This window comes from Pseudomonas sp. C321, from assembly GCF_055407105.1.
In genome coordinates this window covers 316,324-336,254 of record NZ_JBUZRB010000002.1, presented here as the reverse complement: position 1 = coordinate 336,254, position 19,931 = coordinate 316,324, and the positions used below count along the sequence as shown (strand labels likewise).

The following is a 19,931-nucleotide window of genomic DNA, read 5'->3' as shown; positions in this document are numbered from 1 at the left end:
AGCCCACTCGCCACAGATTTTTTACAGGCGCAGTAAAGTCTTCCACGCCCGATTCTGATACACCGCAATCGCTTGGTGCATCCGCGCATCCAACGATTCATCGGTGATCGGCTGATTGGCCAGGTGCGCCAATTTATTCAGCTCACCGTACAAGCGATCCATCTCCGGGATTTCCAGTACCTGACGTGCATGGTGCAACCAGGCCAGGATGCGTTCGATGCGTGGCAGTTGCTCTGCCAAGTCTTCCGGCTGCTGCTGGTAGCGCTGCAGTTGCAGGGCGACGGCTTCGTCGGCCAGCAGGCGCGGTAGCCAGTTGGCGACCTGTGCCGCGCCCTGACGGTTGCCGCGTACGTTGCGATCAGCAGCCCAGGTGCGGGCCAGCAGCCAGCGGGAAGTGTTCAGTGAGAACAGGCCCCAGCGCACGTCTTCCAATTCATCGGCGAACTGTTCCGGCGCAGCTTTGCGCACGTCTTCATCTTCGTCGCCGGCCTGGACCAACGGGCGCCAGTCTTCCAGCAAGGCGTCCAGCGCACTGCGCAGTTCACTGGTGGATTGGCGTGGCGCGGCTTGGCCGAGGCTGCCGATCAAGGCGCGCAGTTCGCCGAGGTTTTCCACCCAGTCTTGCAACAGGCGCCAGTGACCGTTGAAACGATACTGCTCGGCCAGGCGCTGGCTGCTGCCCAGCAAATGCCACATCACGGCGGCGAAAGCGTCGTCCAGCGGCGTTTCGGCGTGCAGCACCGGCGCTGGCAGGCTCAGGGAATAGCTGTTGGCGTCGAACAGGCGATAACCACGCTCGGCCTTGCTGATATCGCAGGGCATCAGCGCCAGGGTCGCCGCCAATTCCGCAGCCAGTTCCAGCAGCGCGGCGGGTTCGCCTTCGCGCAGTTCCAGTTCCAGTTCGCAGATTTCTTCTTTCTGTTTGCCGGCAATCACGTGGCCCAGGTCCAGGGCGGCTTCGATTACCACCTTGGCCTTGCCACGGCCCCAGGCAATTTCGGCGCGTTCGCGGACGAAATCGGTGGTGAAGATCGGCTTGAGGGTCTTCTTGTCCAGATCGGCCAGTTGCTCGGGCCAGTATTCGCCGTCGAGCTTCTTCACGTCGAGCTTGGCTTTGGCCAGTTTCCAGTCGTATTCGTTACGTTCCGACAAGCCGGCGACGCTCTGGCCACGGGTCTTGAGGGTCTGGATCACTTCGTCGCCATCCTTGCGCAGGCGCAGGGCCACCTTGGCCTGGGCCAGGTCACGCTCAGGCGTGTCGAAGTACTGGTTCATCAGCTCACGGCGTTCCCAGCCACTTTTGTTGCGTTTTTTCAGTAACGGGTGCTCACGCAGCGCGGCGAGGGTTTCGCGGCTGACGCGGAGCTTGATTTCGGTTTCTTTCTGCATGGCCGGAAAATCCAGGATCGGGAGCGCAGCCGGGGAAATGTGTGGCTGCCAAAGTCGAGCAGTGTACAGGACTGAGCCCGGCAACGTGCCGCAACGGTTTATTCCTCGGCGCAGATGGCTCTATGATGGGTTTCATCTGTGGAAGTTGAGAGACAGCGCATGCCTTTACCACCCATGAAAGATCAATTTGCCGCGCTGATTGCCGCGCCTTCGGTCAGTTGTACTCAGGCGTCTCTCGATCAAACTAACCGGCCGGTGATCGACTTGCTGGCGACCTGGCTCGGCGACCTGGGTTTTGCCTGCGACATCCAGCAGGTCAGCCCCGGCAAATTTAACCTGCTGGCCAGCTTCGGTACCGGACCTGGTGGCCTGGTACTGGCGGGGCACAGCGATACGGTGCCTTACGACGGCGCGCTGTGGCAGACCGATCCGCTCAAGCTGACGGAAGTGGACGGTCGCTGGGTAGGCTTGGGCAGCTGCGACATGAAGGGTTTTTTCGCCCTGGTGATCGAAGCCGTGCAACCGCTGTTGGATCAACCGTTCAAGCAACCGCTGCTGATCCTCGCCACCTGTGATGAAGAAAGCTCTATGGCCGGTGCCCGGGCGTTGGCTGAGGCGGGGCGCCCGCTGGGCCGCGCGGCGGTGATTGGCGAGCCGACGGGCCTCAAGCCAATCCGCCTGCACAAGGGTGTGATGATGGAGCGCATTGATATTCTCGGACGCAGCGGCCATTCGTCGGACCCAAGCCTGGGTCACAGCGCCCTGGAAGCCATGCACGATGCCATTGGCGAACTGCGCGGCCTGCGCCTGGCCTGGCAGCGTGAATACCGCAACCCGCAGTTCAGCGTGCCGCAACCGACCATGAACTTTGGCTGCATTCATGGCGGCGACAACCCCAACCGCATCTGCGGCCAGTGCTCCCTGGAGTTTGATCTGCGGCCCTTGCCGGGCATGGACCCGCAAGTCTTGCGCGCCGCCATCCGACAGAAACTGGAACCCTTGGCCGAGCGCCATCAGGTGAAGATCGACTATGCGCCGCTGTTCCCCGAAGTGCCGCCGTTCGAGCAGGCTGAGGACGCTGAATTGGTGCGCGTTGCAGAGCGACTGACCGGCCATCGTGCCGAAGCAGTAGCGTTCGGCACCGAAGCGCCTTATCTTCAGCGCCTTGGTTGCGAAACCATTGTGCTTGGCCCTGGCGACATCGCCTGCGCCCACCAGCCGGGCGAGTACCTCGAAATGTCACGCTTGACGCCTACAGTGCGTCTATTGCGGGAACTGATTGAACATTACTGCCTGAAACCTGCATAAATTAACCACTGACCATCCCGTACATAAAGGAGAGTGAGCGTGTCGCCAAGCCTGTTCCGACGATAAGCAACAGCCCGCTGTGTGTTTTCACGATTCATCCTTTTTCGGCTGCTTTTTATTACAGGCCCAGGTTTTATGCCCGAATACGTCAATTGGCTTCGTCATGCTTCGCCCTACATCAACGCCCACCGCGACTGCACTTTTGTGGTCATGCTGCCGGGCGATGGTGTGGACCATCCGAACTTCGGCAACATCGTTCATGACCTGGTACTGCTCCACAGCCTTGGCGTGCGACTGGTGCTGGTTCACGGTTCGCGCCCGCAAATCGAAACCCGCCTCATCGCTCGTGGCTTGACCCCGCATTACCACGAAGGCTTGCGCATCACCGATGCTACGACCCTGGAGTGTGTGATCGACGCGGTTGGCCACTTGCGCATCGCCATCGAAGCACGCCTGTCCATGGACATGGCCTCTTCGCCGATGCAGGGCTCGCGCCTGCGGGTGGCCAGTGGCAACCTGGTGACAGCGCGTCCCATCGGCGTGCTGAATGGCATCGATTACCAGCACACCGGCGAAGTGCGCCGGGTCGACCGCAAGGGCATCAACCGCCTGCTGGACGAGCGTTCCATCGTGCTGTTGTCGCCGTTGGGCTACTCGCCTACCGGGGAAATTTTCAACCTGGCCTGCGAAGACGTCGCCACCCGTGCGGCCATCGACCTGGGTGCTGACAAATTGCTGCTGTTTGGCGCCGACTTGGGCCTGATCGATGAAAACGGTTGCCTGGTGCGTGAACTGCGGCCGCAACAAGTGCCCGCGCACTTGCAGCGCCTGGGCAGCGACTACCAGGGCGAATTGCTGGATGCCGCCGCCCAGGCGTGTAGTGGCGGAGTTGGGCGCAGCCATATCGTCAGCTACGTCGAAGACGGCGCCTTGCTCACCGAACTGTTTACCCGTGACGGCGGCGGTACGCTGGTGGCCCAGGAGCAGTTCGAACTGGTGCGCGAGGCGGCGATTGAAGACGTCGGCGGCTTGCTGGACCTGATCAGCCCACTGGAAGAGCAGGGGATTCTGGTGCGTCGCTCGCGCGAAGTGCTGGAGCGGGAGATCGAGCAGTTCAGCGTGGTCGAGCGTGAAGGCATGATTATCGCCTGTGCGGCGCTGTATCAAATCGCCGAGTCTGATGCCGGCGAGCTGGCGTGCCTGGCGGTCAACCCGGAGTACCGTCATGGTGGTCGGGGTGATGAACTGCTGGAACGCATCGAGACCCGCGCCCGGGCCCAGGGGTTGAAGACGCTATTCGTGCTGACGACCCGCACCGCCCACTGGTTCCGCGAGCGGGGTTTTGTGCCCAGCAGCGTAGATCGCCTGCCGTCGGCGCGGGCTTCGCTGTACAACTTTCAGCGTAATTCGAAGATCTTCGAAAAAACGCTGTAACTCCCTTGCTGGTCAGGAGCGAGCACGCTCGCTCCATTTAGCTTTTCTTTAATCACTGACAAATTTCCCCGTCACAAACGCCGAATAATCCGGCAGCACCGTCTCCACCTTTCCTTGTTCCTTGAGAAACTTCGCCGTTTCCCCAAGCGCCTTGGCCGTTCCGCCGTTAAGTAAAGCGTCGGTTTGCTGCGCCCTGGCATCGGGGAACGTCGAGCCGGTCAGCAACTCAGGGATGTCAGCAGCATTGGCACCTGTCAATTTGGCTATTTTTTGCACAGGTGCGGAGTCGACCGTCCACTCGGATTTATGGGCCGCATAGTCGGCAAATGAATCCAGGGTGACCTTGGCAAACTTGGCCAGGACGTCAGGATGTTTTTCGGCGAAATCCTTGCGCGCTACCCACACCTCGAACGTCGGCGCGCCCCACTGACCCACCTGCGCCGCATCTGTCAGGGTTTTCCCGGTCTTGCGGATCTCCCCCAGCGCCGGCGACCAGACAAATGCGCCGTCGATATCCCCACGTTTCCACGCGGCAGCAATCTCGGCCGGTTGCAGGTTCACCACTTTGACTTTCGAGGTGTCCAGCCCCCAATGCTTCAAGGCGCCAAGCAGGCTGTAATGGGAGGTTGAGACGAACGGCGTGGCAATGGTTTTGCCGATCAGGTCCTGGGGTGTGTCAATGCCGCTGCCGTTACGCACGACTAAAGCTTCAGAACTATTGATCTGGGCCGATACGATGAACGCCACGATGGGTAGATTGCGCGAAGTGGCTGCTGCCAATGGGCTTGAGCCGAGGTTACCGATCTGCACATCGCCGGAGGCAATCGCGGTGATTACTTGCGGGCCGCTGTTGAAACGACGCCAGTCGATCTTTTCGCCGATGGCTTTTTCGTACAAGCCGTCTGCCTGGGGCGCTTTGCTGGGGTCGATGCCGGTTTGATAACCAATGGTGAGGTTGGCCGCCTGCACGCTAAAAGAAAGCGCTAGCGATACAAAAACTGTAACAAATTGACGAGAGGATGTGCGTTTGGCCATGATGGCGTCGCCTTTTTGATCGTGAGTGACGTATGCAACTGTACGTTCACACTAAGCGATCTAAAAAATGGCCAACAAATACCCTTTAGGAATTAGCTTATGGAGCGGTGTCCCCGTTGTCGGGTCTATCGCCCCATGAAAAGACTTATTCCTAGATCGTATGAAAAAGGACGAAATAATTCTTTTTGGGTGTATGAAAAACTCATTACCCTGCAGGGACCAAATAACTGCGGTTAGACCAAGGTCGTAGACGCACAAGGTTACGTTGACTTGTCAGTCACGATCTGGCGCTAATCGCGCATCTGTGGATCAAGGGCGTCAGACCCGAGACCAAGAACTACAAAAATTAGAAATGAGAGGAGCGGTACATGAAGAAGTACACATTGGCGATCGCCGTCGCGGCTGGGGTTCTGGCTCAACAAGCAGGCGCCGCAGGTTTCGTTGAGGACAGCAAGGCATCCGTCAGTTCCCGGACCCTTTATTTTGATAACGACCAGCGTGAAGGCGGGTCGGACCAACGCGAAACGGCTACAGGCTTGAAATTCAACTACCAGTCTGGTTTCACTCAAGGCACCGTTGGCTTTGGTATTGATGCTCAGGCGTTGGTCGGTCTTCACCTTGACGGTGGCCGGGGCCATCACCCAGATAGCAACTCCTTCGTTCCAAGCGACACTGACGGCTCTGCCGTGAGTAGCTGGAGTAGCGCGAGTGCCAACGTTAAGGCCCGCTTCTCCAAGACCGAAGCTCACCTGGGTGGCGCTCTGGCGCCAAACCTGCCGATTCTGATTGCAAGCGACGGTCGTCTGCTGCCACAGACCTTTGAAGGCGGCACTGTCACCTCCAAAGAAATCGACAATGTGACCTTCAACGCCGGTCAACTTGAGCACGCCACCGGGCGTGCTTCGACCAACAGCACGGGCCTGTCTATCGCCGGCGCTAGTCAGGAAAGCAACCAGTTCCGCTTTGGCGGTGCTGATTGGAAAGTCACTAAAGACCTGACATTGCAGTACTACTACGCCAACCTGGAAGACTTCTATAAGCAACACTTCCTGGGTCTGGTCCACGTCTACCCGATCACCGAAGGTCAGTCGTTCAAAACCGACCTGCGTTACTTTGACAGCAGCTCCGATGGCAAGAATGGCCAGGCTGGCTACCAGTTCAACAACAATGGTGGTTACGCGAAGGATACTGGCGAGGTTAATAACAAAACCTGGAGCGCCATGTTCACCTACTCCCTGGGTGGCAGTGCGTTCATGGTCGGGCATCAGCGTGTCAATGATGACGGTGGTTTCGTCTGGTTGAACCAGGGCGGCGTTGTCGACGGCAATGGTCGTAACGAAGGTGCCGGTGGTTCCAGCTTCTACCTCTTCACCGATAGCATGATCAACTCTTTCGTGCGTGCGGGTGAAAACACCACCTTCGGTCAGTACTCCTATGACTTCGCTGCATTGGGCGTTCCAGGTTTGAAAACCTCGATTGCTTACCTGTATGGCGACAATATCAAAGCCAAGAACGGTGGCAGTGACCAGTCTGAGTGGGAGCGCGATATGCGCATCGACTACACCATTCAGCAGGGCGCACTGAAAGGCTTTGGCACCACGCTGCGTCACGGTGCCTATCGCGGCAGCGGTACCGGCATTCAGGACCAGGATCAGACTCGTCTGATCTTTAACTACACTTACAGCTTCCTGTAAGCCAAGTTAAGAAAAAAACCTCGCGATAAACGCGAGGTTTTTTTTTGCTCGTTTTGCACAAGTCGGGCTCAACCCCCGCAAGCCCTTCCTGAGCCCTCTTTTCTACAGCGTCTCAAGGCCTTCTCGAACCTTGGGTGCATGTTGGCCTGCGCCTTTTTCACGGTCCAGTGAACAGATTTTTAATATTCCTTTATCGTCTAGATAAATCGATATTTATTCTTTTTAAATAATCCCTAACGCAGGCACAGTGGGCTCCATAAGCACTCATCAGGAGCCACACCATGAGCCTCAGACTGGGCGATATCGCCCCCGACTTCGAACAGGATTCCAGTGCCGGCAAGATCCGCTTTCACGAGTGGTTGGGCGATAGCTGGGGCGTGCTCTTTTCCCACCCGGCGGACTTCACCCCGGTATGCACCACCGAGTTGGGTTTCACCGCCAAGCTCAAGGACGAATTTGCCCTGCGCGGTGTCAAGGCCATTGCCCTGTCGGTAGACCCGGTGGATTCGCACCACAAATGGATCGAAGACATCAACGAAACCCAGAACACCGTCGTCAACTTTCCGATCCTGGCCGACGCTGACCGTAAGGTCAGCGATCTGTATGACCTGATCCACCCGAACGCCAACGACACCCTCACTGTGCGTTCATTGTTCGTGATCGACCCGAACAAAAAGATTCGCCTGACCATCACCTACCCGGCCAGCACCGGCCGTAATTTCCACGAAATCCTGCGGGTTATCGACTCGTTGCAGCTGACCGACAACTACAAAGTCGCCACTCCGGCCAACTGGCAGGACGGTGATGAAGTGGTGATCGTGCCTTCGCTCAAGGATGAGGAAGAGATCAAGAAACGCTTTCCGAAGGGCTATCGCGCGGTGAAACCGTACCTGCGACTGACACCTCAACCCAACCGTTGAGATCAGCCGAATCAACTGGATCAATTGGATCAACTGTAGGAGCGAGCTTGCTCGCGAAGAACGTCAACGATAACGCAGCGTGTCGGGTTGCCCGCGGTGCCTGTGCGTTCTTCGCGAGCAAGCTCGCTCCTACAGGAAAGCAGGGGTTTTCAGGCCGTTTTTACGGCCTTTTTTTCGTTTGGCGATTGAATATCCGCATATACATTTTAAGAATAAACAAATGAAAAAATGAGATTTATGGATATATAAATCTACTGATAAGGTCTGTCCCATCTTGGCGCCTATCGCCGCACAGCGAACCGCTGACACTTGCTCAAGGAATTCTCTAGATGCTGGTCGTAACACTTGGTGGCAGTCCCAGCCCGCGCTCCCGCTCTGGGGTCTTGCTGGATCATTCCCGGCGCTGGTTGCAGCAGCAAGGCGTGGAAGTGGTGAGTTATCAGGTACGGGACTTCCCGGCCGAAGACTTGCTGCATGCGCGCTTCGACAGCCCCAAGGTCATCGACCTGCTGGCGCAAGTGGCAAACGCGGATGGCCTGGTGATCGCCACGCCGGTGTACAAGGCTTCGTTTTCGGGCGCGTTGAAAACCATTCTTGACCTGCTGCCCGAGCGCGCCCTGGCCCACAAAGTGGTATTGCCGATGGCTACCGGCGGCAGCATCGCCCACATGCTCGCGGTGGACTACGCCTTGAAGCCGGTGCTGTCAGCCCTGAAAGCCCAGGAGTTGCTCCACGGGATCTTTGCCGAAGACAGTCAGATCGCGTACGGCGAAGGCAGTGCCCAGGCGCAATTGGTGCCGATTCTCGAAAAACGCTTGAGCGAGGCCCTGGATCAGTTCTACAGCGCCATGGCCCGCCGCCCCAAGCCCCTTGACCCTCATGTGTTGAATGAACGTTTGTTGAGTGCTCGCTGGAGTATCTGAGCTTCACCCGGATCTAGAAACACTCACCTTACTCAGCCGCCAACGGCCAAGCAGGTGCCGCCAAAATCCTAATCGCATAATTGGAGAGAGCGCCATGCGCACTGTCATCTTGCGTCGTGGTCTGGTCGCACTGTTTGCTGCGGCTGTGTCCTTCGGCGCCATTGTTCAAGCTCAAGCGGCCGAAACCTTGCGTATCGGCTATCAAAAATACGGCACTCTGGTAGTGCTAAAGGCCAAGGGCTCGCTGGAAAAGCGCCTGGCTGAGCAGGGCGTGCAGGTGCAATGGACGGAGTTTCCCGGCGGCCCGCAGCTTCTGGAAGGGCTAAACGTCGGTTCCATCGATTTCGGCGTCACCGGTGAAACCCCTCCGGTGTTCGCCCAGGCCGCCGGTGCCGATCTGCTCTACGTCGCCTACGAACCGCCGGCCCCCACCAGTGAAGCGATCCTGGTGCCCAAGGACTCACCGATCAAATCGGTGCAGGACCTCAAGGGCAAGAAAATCGTGCTAAACAAAGGCTCCAATGTGCACTACCTGCTGGTGCGTGCCCTGGAAGATGCTGGCCTGAAATACACCGACGTGCAGACCGTATTCCTGCCGCCCGCCGACGCCCGCGCCGCATTCGAGCGTGGCAGCGTCGACGCCTGGGTGATCTGGGACCCATATCAGGCCGCCGCCGAGAAACAACTGCAAGCCCGCACCCTGCGTGACGGCTCCGGCATCGCCGACAACCATCAGTTCTACCTGGCGACCCAGCCTTACGCCGAAAAACACCCTGAAGTGATCAAGGCGTTGGTGGAAGAAGTGCGCGCCGTGGGCGAGTGGTCCAAGGCCAACCCTGAAGAAGTCACCACCCAAGTCGCGCCGCTGCTCGGCCTGCCCGCCGACATCACCCTGACCTCCGTGAAACGCCAGGGCTACGGCGCGCTGTTCCTGACGCCGGAAGTAGTCGCCGCCCAACAGAAAATCGCCGACACCTTCTACCAACTCAAACTGATCCCGAAACACTTGAGCATCAAGGACGTGATCTGGACGCCGCCTGCGACCGTTGCCAAAGCGCCGTAATCCGACTTCTTCAGGAGACAACTCCATGGGCCTCAATATTTTCTGGTTCCTGCCTACCCACGGCGTGGCCAACAATATCCTCCCCAAAGCTGCGTCCCAGAGCTGAAGTGTTGCCATGAATATTGAAAAGTTAGGCCATCGACTGGCGCCCTGGGCACTACCGATTTTGTTGCTGGCGGTGTGGCAGTTGTCGGTCTCGGCAGGCTGGTTATCGACACGCATCCTGCCGGCCCCTAGCGCGGTGATCGAAGCGGGTATCAACCTGGTACGCAGCGGCGAAATCTGGACGCACCTGGCCATCAGTGGTTGGCGTGCGGGCCTTGGTTTTATCATCGGTGGCGGTATCGGCCTGGCCCTGGGCTTTATCACCGGCCTGTCGACGTGGGGTGAGCGCCTGCTGGACAGCTCGGTGCAGATGATCCGCAACGTGCCGCACCTGGCGCTGATCCCACTGGTGATCCTGTGGTTCGGCATTGATGAGACGGCAAAGATTTTCCTGGTCGCCCTCGGCACGTTGTTCCCGATCTACCTCAACACTTACCACGGCATTCGCAACGTCGACCCGGCGCTGGTGGAGATGGCCCGCAGTTATGGCCTGTCTGGTTTCAGTCTGTTTCGCCAGGTGATTCTGCCGGGTGCCTTGCCTTCGATTTTGGTGGGCGTGCGTTTTGCCCTGGGCTTTATGTGGCTGACCTTGATCGTCGCAGAAACCATTTCCGCCAGTTCCGGTATTGGTTACCTGGCAATGAATGCCCGCGAGTTCCTGCAAACCGACGTCGTGGTGCTGGCGATTGTGCTGTACGCCGTGCTCGGCAAGCTCGCCGACCTGGCCGCTCGCGGCCTGGAGCGTGTCTGGTTGCGCTGGCATCCGGCTTATCAAGTGGCCAAGGGAGGTGCAGCATGACCGCTCAACAACCTCCACGCCTGCTGCGCGGTATTGCGCTGGCAGTGCGCAAGCTACGTAAATCCTTTGGCGCGCGGGAAGTACTGCGTGAGATTGATCTGCACATTCCGGCAGGCCAATTCGTCGCAGTGGTCGGCCGTAGTGGTTGCGGTAAAAGCACCTTGCTACGCCTGCTTGCCGGTCTGGATAAAGCCAGCAGCGGTGAATTGCTGGCAGGTTCTGCGCCGCTGAGCGAAGCCATTGAAGACACGCGTTTGATGTTCCAGGAAGCGCGTCTGCTGCCGTGGAAAAAAGTCATCGACAACGTGGGCCTTGGGCTTAAGGGTAACTGGCGCGACAAGGCATTGGACGCGTTGGAGGCCGTCGGCTTGGCCGAACGCGCCGATGAATGGCCGGCGGCCTTGTCCGGTGGCCAGAAGCAGCGCGTCGCCCTCGCTCGTGCCTTGATTCATCAGCCGCGCTTGCTGCTGCTCGATGAGCCGCTGGGTGCGCTGGATGCCCTGACCCGGATCGAGATGCAGCAACTGATCGAGAACCTTTGGCAGAAGCACGGTTTTACTGTGTTGCTGGTGACCCACGACGTCAGCGAAGCCGTGGCCATTGCCGACCGGGTGATCCTGATTGAAGACGGCGAAATCGGCCTCGACATGCTCGTCGACCTGCCACGTCCACGGGCCCGTGGTTCGCACCGCCTGGCAGCACTGGAAGCCGAAGTGCTCAACCGGGTGCTGTTACTACCTGGTACTGCGCCGGAACCCGAACCTGTTGCACCGCTGCCTACGCAATTGCGTTGGGCGCAATAACTCACTTGCCCAATGAAGGAAGAACAACATGACTATTAAAGCCATTAACGTGCGTAACCAGTTCAAAGGCACCATCAAGGAAATCGTCGAAGGCGACGTACTGTCGGAAATCGACGTGCAGACCGCTTCGGGCATCGTTACTTCGGTGATCACTACTCGCTCGGTAAAAGAGCTGGAGTTGGTGATTGGCAGTGAAGTGATTGCGTTCGTTAAGTCCACCGAGGTGTCGATCGCCAAGTTGTGATCGATGGGCGACAGACGACCCCGGACGGCATGAGCCCTTCGGGGTTTTCAGCGTTTTGGGGAGGGATCTGAAGCGAGTTTCCAGCCGTTGGTTGGGGCGAAATAACCCATGGCATGGCTGAACAGATCGTCGGCTAACGGTTCCACGCTGGCCGGCAGTAGCCGCTGGCCGATCTGCGCGGGCAGGGTGGAGTAGTCGATGTGCCAGGGCATGGTGCCAGCACGATGTTGGCCGAAGGACAGTTCACAGGCCAGCAGTGCTTGCGGATTTTCACTGTTGATACGTTCACGCAAGTGGCCGTTGGGTGTCAGTGGTGCAGGCCGGTCGGCGGCGAACAAAAAATAGTCGCCCGCGAGCACCAGGCACGCGTTGCGGGTCGGGTTGTCGTTGGCTTGTAGCCATTGGCTGCGACACAGACCTTTAGAGTCGGCAAGCCGCTCCCAGATTTCGTAATAATCATCGTCCAGGGCGGTTTCGATCAGGCGGTCGCGGGTTTCAAAATGCATCCGGCCGATATCGGCCTCATCGCTGGCGGGCTGAAAGTCGATGTGTCGATGCCATTGGCAGATATCGCCGTCGACCTGGGTCACGCCGGCAAAGCCTTTTTGTTCGCACAGGGCCAGGTGGTCGGCATGACTGATGGAGTGAGCAGGCATGCCTGTCGGGATGCGCAGGTCGGCGAACAGGCGCGGTGTTTGCAGCCAGTACACCGAGGTGTGTTGATCGATTTCGCCGTTCTGATAGCTGATCAGGCGCCGTTTCCACACGCCCAGATAGTGTTCGGGGACTTGCTGCATAAACCCATCCTGGAATTTCAGTGGCTGCGCTTGGGCAGGTAGGGCGGCAGGTAAAGCCCTAAGTACGCATCAAATACGCGCATACCTTCCTCGGCCATACGCAGCGTAATGTGGTCATTTTGTTGCACCGAGCGGGCGTAGACCCGGTCGCTCAGTTCCATGGCCAGGGCGAACACGTCGACGTCTGTGGGCAGGGCCGGCAGTTGGAAGTGCTGGTCGAACACGGTGAGCATCAAGCCCCCCAACTCCAGATCATGCTGACGGTCAGCCTGGGTCACTTCGGTCAGCCCGTGCTGGGCGAGAATCAACTGGCGGGCAGCGGCATCCTTGCTGTAGATGCTCAGCATGCGCAGTTCCACCAGGCGTGACAGATCGCGCCAATGGTTGAGTTTTTCATGATCGATAGGCGCTTGCAGGGCGGCGCGGAAGGCGGCGTGAACATCAGCCGTCAGCGCTTCCAGCAGCGCCGGGACGCTGGCGAAGAAGTGGTAGACCGACGACGGCGGAATCTGCGCCCGTTCGGCCACGCTGTAGATCGACAAACTGGCCACGCCTTCGGCGGCCAGCAAGGTGCGGGCGGCGTCGAGGATCGCGTCGATCCGGGCCTGGCTGCGGGCGCGGGGTTTGCGAGGGGCTGCGGGGCGGGTCATGGAAGTCTCCTACAGGGCAGTGGGCATTGTACGCAGAGCCTGAAGATGATCCATACCTGTGGCGAGCACTCCGAAAAACTGATAAAAAAAAACGCCACAGCCAAAAGCCTGCGGCGTTCCTTTTACTGTCGCAACCGCTTACACGGTATGCAGGTACCAGTTGTACTCAAGGTCGGAGATGGAGTGTTCAAACTCTTCCAGCTCACTTTCCTTACAGGCGACGAAGATATCGATGTATTTCGGATCGATGTACTTGGCCATCACTTCACTGTCGTCCAGCTCGCGCAATGCATCGCGCAGGTTGTTCGGCAGGCTTTGCTCGTTCTGCTCGTAACTGTTGCCTTCCACCGGAGCACCCGGTTCGATCTTGTTGGTCAGACCGTGGTGCACGCCCGCCAGGACCGAAGCCATCAGCAGGTACGGGTTGGCATCGGCGCCAGCCACGCGGTGTTCCAGGCGGACCGCGTCGGCGGAACCGGTGGGTACGCGTACCGCAACAGTGCGGTTATCCAGCCCCCAGCACGGCGCGTTCGGCACGTAGAACTGTGCGCCGAAACGACGGTAGGAGTTGACGTTGGGGCACAGGAACGCCATTTGGGCGGGTAGGGTCTCCAGCACACCGCCGATCGCATGTCGCAGTGCGGCGTTCTGCTCGGGATCCTCGCAGGCAAAGATGTTCTTGCCTTCCTTGTCCAGGATCGAAATGTGTACGTGCAAACCGTTGCCTGCCTGGCCTGGGTAAGGCTTGGCCATGAAGGTGGTATCCATCTCATGGTCGTAGGCGATGTTCTTGATCAAACGCTTGAGCAGTACCGCGTAGTCGCAGGCCTTGATCGGGTCGGCAACGTGGTGCAGGTTCACTTCGAACTGCGCCGGGGCACTTTCCTTGACGATGGCGTCGGCAGGGATGCCTTGCTCTTTTGCACCTTCCAGAATGTCCTGGAGGCAGTCGACGTATTCGTCGAGGTCGTCGATCAGGTAGACCTGTGTCGAGTGCGGGCGTTTGCCGGAGATCGGCGAGCGGGGCGGTTGTGGCCGGCCATTCACGTTCTCCTGGTCGATCAGGTAGAACTCCAACTCGAATGCGGCGCAGATGGTCAGACCGAGGTCATCAAACTTGCTCACAACTTGGCGGAGCACTTCGCGAGGATCCGCGAAGAAAGGTTCACCTTCGATTTCGTGCATGGTCATCAGCAGTTGCGCGGTTGGGCGCTTTTGCCAGGGTTCATTGCACAGGGTGTCAGGGATTGGATAACAGATTCGGTCAGCATCACCGATGTCCAGACCCAGGCCGGTGCTTTCCACCGTCGAGCCATTGATATCCAGGGCAAATAGAGAGGCCGGCAAATTGATGCCTTTCTCGTAAACCTTGTGGAGGCTGGTGCGTTCGATGCGCTTGCCGCGCACCACACCATTCATATCCGCAATTAGAAGGTCTACGTACAGAACCTCAGGATGATCCTTAAGGAACGCGTTCGCTTCGTTAAGCTGAACGGCACGCGGGGGTACCGACATGATGCAACACCTTTGTTGTTAAAAATATCAATCATTGAAATCTTCGGGTTTCAGTCAACCCGAACGGCATGCCGAAGTCAAGCGAGGCCTTTTTTGCCCTAAAAAAGCGCCCTGAGGGCATTTTCGAGGCTTTTTGGGGCGTTTTTTTGTATTTGGGTCTCTTGGAACCAGCACGTTTGAGCGGGCCGTGTTGTATTTTTTACGGGGGTGTTGTGTAAAAAAATGAACAAGGCTAAGCTCGATTCAAACCCATAACAGCAATAATACCGGGGTGCTTCATGTCTCGCCTGCCGTTAATCGGCGTCACCGCCTGTTCCAAACAGGTCGGTCTGCATGCTTATCACATCAGTGGCGACAAATACGTCCGTGCAGTGGCCACCGCTGCCAAGGGCTTGCCATTGATTATTCCGTCTCTGGCGGATTTGCTCGACCCGGCCAATATTCTTGACGGTCTGGACGGCATTCTCTTTACCGGCTCACCCTCCAATATCGAACCTTTTTATTACGACGGTCCGGCCAGCGCGCCCGGGACTGCTCATGATCCTGCACGGGACCAAACCACCTTGCCGTTGATTCGCGCCGCGATTGTTGCAGGCGTTCCGGTGCTGGGGATTTGCCGTGGCTTCCAGGAAATGAACGTGGCGTTTGGCGGCAGCCTGCACCAGAAGGTTCATGAGGTGCCGGGCATGATGGATCATCGCGAAGACGACACCCAGCCGCTGGACGTCCAGTACGGCCCGGCTCACCCGGTGACGATCTCTGCAGGTGGTGTATTGGCAAGCCTGGGTTTGCCAGAAACGATCCAGGTCAACTCGATTCACGGGCAGGGCGTTGATCGTCTGGCGCCTGGGCTACATGTTGAAGCAACAGCCCCCGATGGCTTGGTCGAAGCCTTTTCGGTGACAGACGGCAAGGCTTTTGCTTTGGGAGTGCAATGGCACCCCGAATGGCAGGTAAGCTCTAACCCGCACTATCTCGCGATCTTCCAGGCATTTGGCAATGCCTGTCGAAAGCGGGCAACACAACGCGACGCGGATGATGCGTCAACCAACGCCTGACCTTTAATGGATGTCAGGAAACTCAGCCCAGAGGCATTTATGAGTAACAACCTCGACCAGCTCACCGATTGGTTGAAAGACCATAAGATCACAGAAGTCGAATGCATGATTGGCGACCTCACCGGTATCACCCGGGGCAAGATCTCGCCGACCAACAAGTTCATCGCCGAAAAAGGCATGCGCCTGCCCGAGAGCGTCCTGTTACAGACCGTGACCGGCGACTATGTCGAAGACGACATCTATTACGAACTGCTCGACCCGGCCGACATTGACATGATCTGCCGCCCGGACGAGAACGCGGTATTCCTTGTGCCTTGGGCCATAGAGCCCACGGCCCAGGTGATCCACGACACCTACGATAAGCAAGGCAACCCTATTGAGTTGTCGCCGCGCAACGTGCTCAAGAAAGTCCTCAAGCTCTACGCCGACAAAGGCTGGCAGCCCATCGTGGCGCCGGAGATGGAGTTCTACCTGACCAAGCGCTGCGAAGACCCGGACTTTCCGCTGCAACCGCCGATTGGCCGCTCTGGCCGCCCGGAAACCGGTCGTCAGTCCTTCTCTATAGAAGCGGCCAACGAATTCGACCCGTTGTTCGAAGACGTCTACGACTGGTGCGAACTGCAGGAGCTGGACCTCGACACCCTGATCCACGAGGACGGCACGGCACAGATGGAAATCAACTTCCGTCACGGCGATGCCCTGTCTTTGGCCGACCAGATCCTGGTGTTCAAGCGCACCATGCGTGAGGCGGCGCTCAAGCACAACGTGGCCGCCACGTTCATGGCCAAGCCGATGACCGGCGAGCCCGGCAGCGCCATGCACCTGCACCAGAGCATCATCGACATTGCCACCGGCAAAAACGTCTTCTCCAACGAAGACGGGTCCAAGAGCGAGCTGTTCCTTTACCACATTGGCGGCCTGCAAAAATTCATCCCCGAGCTGTTGCCGCTGTTTGCGCCCAACGTCAACTCGTTCCGCCGTTTCCTGCCGGACACCTCGGCACCGGTTAACGTGGAGTGGGGCGAAGAAAACCGCACCGTCGGCCTGCGGGTGCCGGATGCCGGCCCACAGAACCGTCGGGTGGAAAACCGCCTGCCGGGCGCCGATGCCAACCCGTACCTGGCGATTGCCGCCAGCTTGTTGTGCGGCTACATCGGTATGGTCGAAGGCATCAGCCCAAGTGCACCGGTGGTCGGTCGTGGTTACGAACGTCGCAACCTGCGCCTGCCGTTGACCATCGAGGACGCCCTGGAGCGGATGGAAAACAGCAAGACCATCGAGAAATACCTGGGTCAAAAATTCATCACAGGCTATGTCGCGGTCAAGCGGGCCGAGCATGAAAACTTCAAGCGCGTGATCAGTTCGTGGGAGCGGGAATTCCTGCTCTTTGCCGTCTGATGCGCCGGGTGCGGCCGTCACACGCCGCACCTCCACCTGCTATTTTTGGAGATTGGTATGACCAGCAACAACCCGCAAACCCGTGAATGGCAAGCCTTGAGCCGCGATCACCACCTGGCGCCGTTCAGCGACTTCAAACAGTTGAAAGAGAAAGGCCCGCGAATCATCACCAAAGCCCATGGTGTCTATCTGTGGGACAGCGAAGGTAACAAGATCCTCGACGGCATGGCCGGCCTGTGGTGCGTGGCCATCGGTTATGGCCGCGATGAACTGGCTGACGCCGCCGCCAAGCAGATGAAAGAGCTGCCGTACTACAACCTGTTCTTCCAGACCGCCCACCCGCCGGTACTGGAATTGGCCAAGGCCATCTCTGACGTTGCCCCTCAAGGCATGAACCACGTGTTCTTCACCGGCTCCGGCTCCGAAGGCAACGACACCATGCTGCGAATGGTTCGTCACTACTGGGCGATCAAGGGCCAGGCGAACAAGAAAATCATCATCAGCCGCAAGAACGGCTACCACGGTTCCACCGTTGCCGGCGCGAGCCTGGGCGGCATGACCTACATGCACGAACAGGGCGACTTGCCGATCCCGGGCATCGTCCACATCGCCCAGCCGTACTGGTTCGGCGAAGGCGGCGACATGAGCCCCGAAGAGTTCGGCATCTGGGCCGCCAACCAACTGGAAGAGAAGATTCTGGAACTGGGCGTGGACAACGTCGGCGCCTTTATTGCCGAGCCGATCCAGGGTGCCGGTGGCGTGATCATTCCGCCCGACAGCTACTGGCCGCGCATCAAGGAAATCCTCGCCAAGTACGACATCCTGTTTGTCGCCGATGAGGTGATCTGTGGTTTCGGCCGTACCGGTGAGTGGTTCGGTAGCGATTTCTACAACCTCAAGCCGGACATGATGACCATCGCCAAGGGTCTGACCTCGGGTTATATCCCTATGGGCGGTCTAATCGTGCGCGACGAAGTGGTTGTCGTGCTCAATGAAGGTGGCGACTTCAACCACGGTTTCACCTACTCAGGTCATCCGGTGGCCGCCGCAGTGGCCCTGGAAAACATCCGCATCCTGCGCGATGAAAAAATTGTCGAGCGTGTCCACAACGAAACGGCACCCTATTTGCAACAACGCCTACGAGAGCTGAGTGATCATCCTCTGGTGGGCGAAGTCCGCGGTGTCGGCCTGTTGGGTGCCATTGAGCTGGTGCAGGACAAAGCGACGCGCAAGCGTTACGAAGGTAAAGGCGTTGGTATGATCTGCCGCACCTTCTGTTTTGAGAATGGCCTGATCATGCGCGCTGTCGGCGACACCATGATCATTTCGCCGCCGCTGGTGATCAGCAAGGCCGAGATTGACGAGTTGGTGACCAAGGCGCGCAAGTGCCTGGACCTGACTTTGGCGGCATTGCAGGGCTAAGTGCTAGGCTCAGTACGGAGTGGCCTTTGGCCGCTCCGTTATAAATGCAGGGCTTTGGTTGAAAGCCGGCCCTTGAACTTGCCAGACTGTCGCCCTGTTTTGTTGCCCTTCGAGGGGCCACTCAACACTTTGCAGCTGTTTATAGATAAAGAATGTGGCCCAAAAAGAAAAATTGGAGCATGACCGAATGAAGGCATTAGGTTTGAAGAACGCTGGCAAGACCCTCCTGGCCTTGTCCCTGATGGGCGTGATGGTGGGCGCGGCCCAGGCAGACGACAAAGTGCTGCACGTCTACAACTGGTCTGACTACATCGCACCGGACACCGTGAAGAAGTTCGAAGCGGAGTCGGGCATCAAGGTGGTCTACGACGTATTCGACAGCAACGAAACCCTGGAAGCCAAGCTGCTGGCGGGCAAATCCGGGTATGACATCGTCGTACCTTCCAACAACTTCCTGGCCAAGCAGATCAAGGCCGGTGTTTACCAGAAGCTGGACAGGTCCAAGCTGCCAAACTGGAAAAACCTCAATCCTGAATTGCTCAAGGCCGTCTCAGTAAGCGACCCGGGCAACGAACACGCGTTCCCTTACATGTGGGGCTCGATCGGTATTGGCTTCAACGCCGATAAGGTCAAGGCCGCACTGGGTGCCGACGCACCGACCAATTCCTGGGATTTGCTGTTCAAGCCGGAAAATGCGGCCAAGCTGAAATCCTGCGGTATCAGCTTCCTCGACTCGCCAACCGAAATGTTGCCGATTGCCCTGCATTACCTCGGTTACCCGACCGACAGCCAGGACAAGAAACAACTGGCCGAAGCCGAAGCACTGTTCCTGAAGATCCGTCCTTCGGTCGGTTACTTCCACTCCTCCAAGTACATCTCGGACCTGGCCAACGGCAACATCTGCGTGGCAGTCGGTTACTCGGGTGATATCTACCAGGCCAAGGCCCGTGCCGCCGAAGCGGGTGACAAGGTCAAAGTCAGCTACAACATTCCCAAGGAAGGTGCTGGCAGCTTCTTCGACATGGTCGCCATCCCTAAAGATGCCGAAAACGTCGACGGCGCCTACAAGTTCATGACCTTCCTGATGAAGCCAGAAATTATGGCCGAGATCACCGACGCGGTACGTTTCCCCAACGGTAACGCGGCGGCGACGCCACTGGTCGACAAGGAAATCACCAGCGACCCAGGTGTTTATCCGCCAGCGGACGTCATGGCCAAGCTGTATGCAATTGCTGACTTGCCGGCCGCCACTCAGCGTTTGCTGACTCGCAGCTGGACCAAGATCAAATCGGGCAAATAAGCCGGTTTGATCAGGTCTTCGTTAACCGCCGCGGTGCGCGCGGTGGTTAACGAAACAATTAAATGACAGAAAGT

Annotated in this window: 18 protein-coding genes; 13 read left to right on the top strand and 5 right to left on the bottom strand. The window is 58.2% G+C overall.

What is annotated here, in order from left to right; all coding sequences use genetic code 11:
* Positions 1–21: 21 nt before the first annotated feature.
* Positions 22–1,389 carry a CYTH domain-containing protein gene (locus ACZRJ6_RS07505; RefSeq protein WP_463967699.1) on the bottom strand — a complete coding sequence of 456 codons (1,368 nt, stop codon included), beginning with the start codon at positions 1,387–1,389 and terminating at the stop codon, positions 22–24.
* 159 nt (positions 1,390–1,548) lie between these two features.
* Between ACZRJ6_RS07505 and argE the strand changes: the two genes are divergently transcribed.
* Complete coding sequence (gene argE, locus ACZRJ6_RS07500; protein WP_463967700.1) at positions 1,549–2,697, top strand: acetylornithine deacetylase; 1,149 nt, start codon at positions 1,549–1,551, stop codon at positions 2,695–2,697.
* A 135-nt stretch (positions 2,698–2,832) separates the two neighbouring features.
* Positions 2,833–4,131 (top strand): amino-acid N-acetyltransferase, encoded by a 1,299-nt coding sequence (argA, locus tag ACZRJ6_RS07495; protein ID WP_149412283.1) that lies wholly within the window; start codon positions 2,833–2,835, stop codon positions 4,129–4,131.
* Between the two features lie 48 nt (positions 4,132–4,179).
* Here argA and tauA read toward each other — a convergent pair whose 3' ends face one another.
* Positions 4,180–5,166, bottom strand: a complete 987-nt coding sequence (tauA, locus tag ACZRJ6_RS07490; RefSeq protein ID WP_463967701.1) for a taurine ABC transporter substrate-binding protein — start codon at positions 5,164–5,166, stop codon at positions 4,180–4,182.
* Between the two features lie 368 nt (positions 5,167–5,534).
* Here tauA and ACZRJ6_RS07485 point away from each other — a divergent pair, with 368 nt between their 5' ends.
* The 7 genes from ACZRJ6_RS07485 (at position 5,535) to ACZRJ6_RS07455 (ending at position 11,717) form a co-directional block, all read left to right on the top strand.
* Positions 5,535–6,860: an OprD family outer membrane porin gene (locus tag ACZRJ6_RS07485; protein WP_463967702.1), complete on the top strand. Its 1,326-nt coding sequence runs from the start codon at positions 5,535–5,537 to the stop codon at positions 6,858–6,860.
* Positions 6,861–7,141: 281 nt separating this feature from the next.
* Positions 7,142–7,780 (top strand): peroxiredoxin, encoded by a 639-nt coding sequence (locus ACZRJ6_RS07480; RefSeq protein WP_463967703.1) that lies wholly within the window; start codon positions 7,142–7,144, stop codon positions 7,778–7,780.
* A 329-nt stretch (positions 7,781–8,109) separates the two neighbouring features.
* Positions 8,110–8,703, top strand: coding sequence for an NADPH-dependent FMN reductase (gene ssuE / locus ACZRJ6_RS07475; RefSeq protein WP_463967704.1), 594 nt, complete (start codon positions 8,110–8,112; stop codon positions 8,701–8,703).
* 94 nt (positions 8,704–8,797) lie between these two features.
* Complete coding sequence (locus tag ACZRJ6_RS07470) at positions 8,798–9,766, top strand: sulfonate ABC transporter substrate-binding protein (RefSeq protein ID WP_463967705.1); 969 nt, start codon at positions 8,798–8,800, stop codon at positions 9,764–9,766.
* 115 nt (positions 9,767–9,881) lie between these two features.
* Positions 9,882–10,670 (top strand): aliphatic sulfonate ABC transporter permease SsuC, encoded by a 789-nt coding sequence (gene ssuC / locus ACZRJ6_RS07465; protein WP_463967706.1) that lies wholly within the window; start codon positions 9,882–9,884, stop codon positions 10,668–10,670.
* Positions 10,667–11,473: an aliphatic sulfonates ABC transporter ATP-binding protein gene (ssuB, locus tag ACZRJ6_RS07460; protein WP_463967707.1), complete on the top strand. Its 807-nt coding sequence runs from the start codon at positions 10,667–10,669 to the stop codon at positions 11,471–11,473. Before ssuC ends, ssuB begins: the two co-directional genes overlap by 4 nt.
* 28 nt (positions 11,474–11,501) lie before the next feature.
* Positions 11,502–11,717 (top strand): TOBE domain-containing protein, encoded by a 216-nt coding sequence (locus tag ACZRJ6_RS07455; protein WP_003213899.1) that lies wholly within the window; start codon positions 11,502–11,504, stop codon positions 11,715–11,717.
* A 47-nt stretch (positions 11,718–11,764) separates the two neighbouring features.
* Here the strand turns inward: ACZRJ6_RS07455 and ACZRJ6_RS07450 are convergent, their stop codons facing one another.
* The 3 genes from ACZRJ6_RS07450 to ACZRJ6_RS07440 form a co-directional block, all read right to left on the bottom strand.
* Entirely contained in the window at positions 11,765–12,514 is a 750-nt protein-coding gene (locus ACZRJ6_RS07450) for a hypothetical protein (protein WP_463967708.1), read from the bottom strand.
* A gap of 17 nt (positions 12,515–12,531) precedes the next feature.
* A complete protein-coding gene (locus ACZRJ6_RS07445; RefSeq protein ID WP_463967709.1) occupies positions 12,532–13,164 on the bottom strand; it encodes a TetR/AcrR family transcriptional regulator in 633 nt (210 codons plus the stop codon).
* Between the two features lie 138 nt (positions 13,165–13,302).
* Positions 13,303–14,679: a glutamine synthetase family protein gene (locus ACZRJ6_RS07440; protein WP_133100880.1), complete on the bottom strand. Its 1,377-nt coding sequence runs from the start codon at positions 14,677–14,679 to the stop codon at positions 13,303–13,305.
* Positions 14,680–14,957: 278 nt separating this feature from the next.
* Here ACZRJ6_RS07440 and ACZRJ6_RS07435 point away from each other — a divergent pair, with 278 nt between their 5' ends.
* The 4 genes from ACZRJ6_RS07435 to ACZRJ6_RS07420 all read left to right on the top strand — a co-directional run bounded on the left by ACZRJ6_RS07435 (position 14,958) and on the right by ACZRJ6_RS07420 (position 19,857).
* Complete coding sequence (locus ACZRJ6_RS07435; protein WP_463967710.1) at positions 14,958–15,737, top strand: gamma-glutamyl-gamma-aminobutyrate hydrolase family protein; 780 nt, start codon at positions 14,958–14,960, stop codon at positions 15,735–15,737.
* A 39-nt stretch (positions 15,738–15,776) separates the two neighbouring features.
* Positions 15,777–17,135 (top strand): glutamine synthetase family protein, encoded by a 1,359-nt coding sequence (locus tag ACZRJ6_RS07430; RefSeq protein WP_463967711.1) that lies wholly within the window; start codon positions 15,777–15,779, stop codon positions 17,133–17,135.
* A gap of 57 nt (positions 17,136–17,192) precedes the next feature.
* Positions 17,193–18,557, top strand: a complete 1,365-nt coding sequence (locus ACZRJ6_RS07425) for an aspartate aminotransferase family protein (RefSeq protein ID WP_463967712.1) — start codon at positions 17,193–17,195, stop codon at positions 18,555–18,557.
* Positions 18,558–18,744: 187 nt separating this feature from the next.
* Positions 18,745–19,857, top strand: a complete 1,113-nt coding sequence (locus tag ACZRJ6_RS07420) for a polyamine ABC transporter substrate-binding protein (RefSeq protein ID WP_463967713.1) — start codon at positions 18,745–18,747, stop codon at positions 19,855–19,857.
* Positions 19,858–19,931 lie beyond the last annotated feature (74 nt).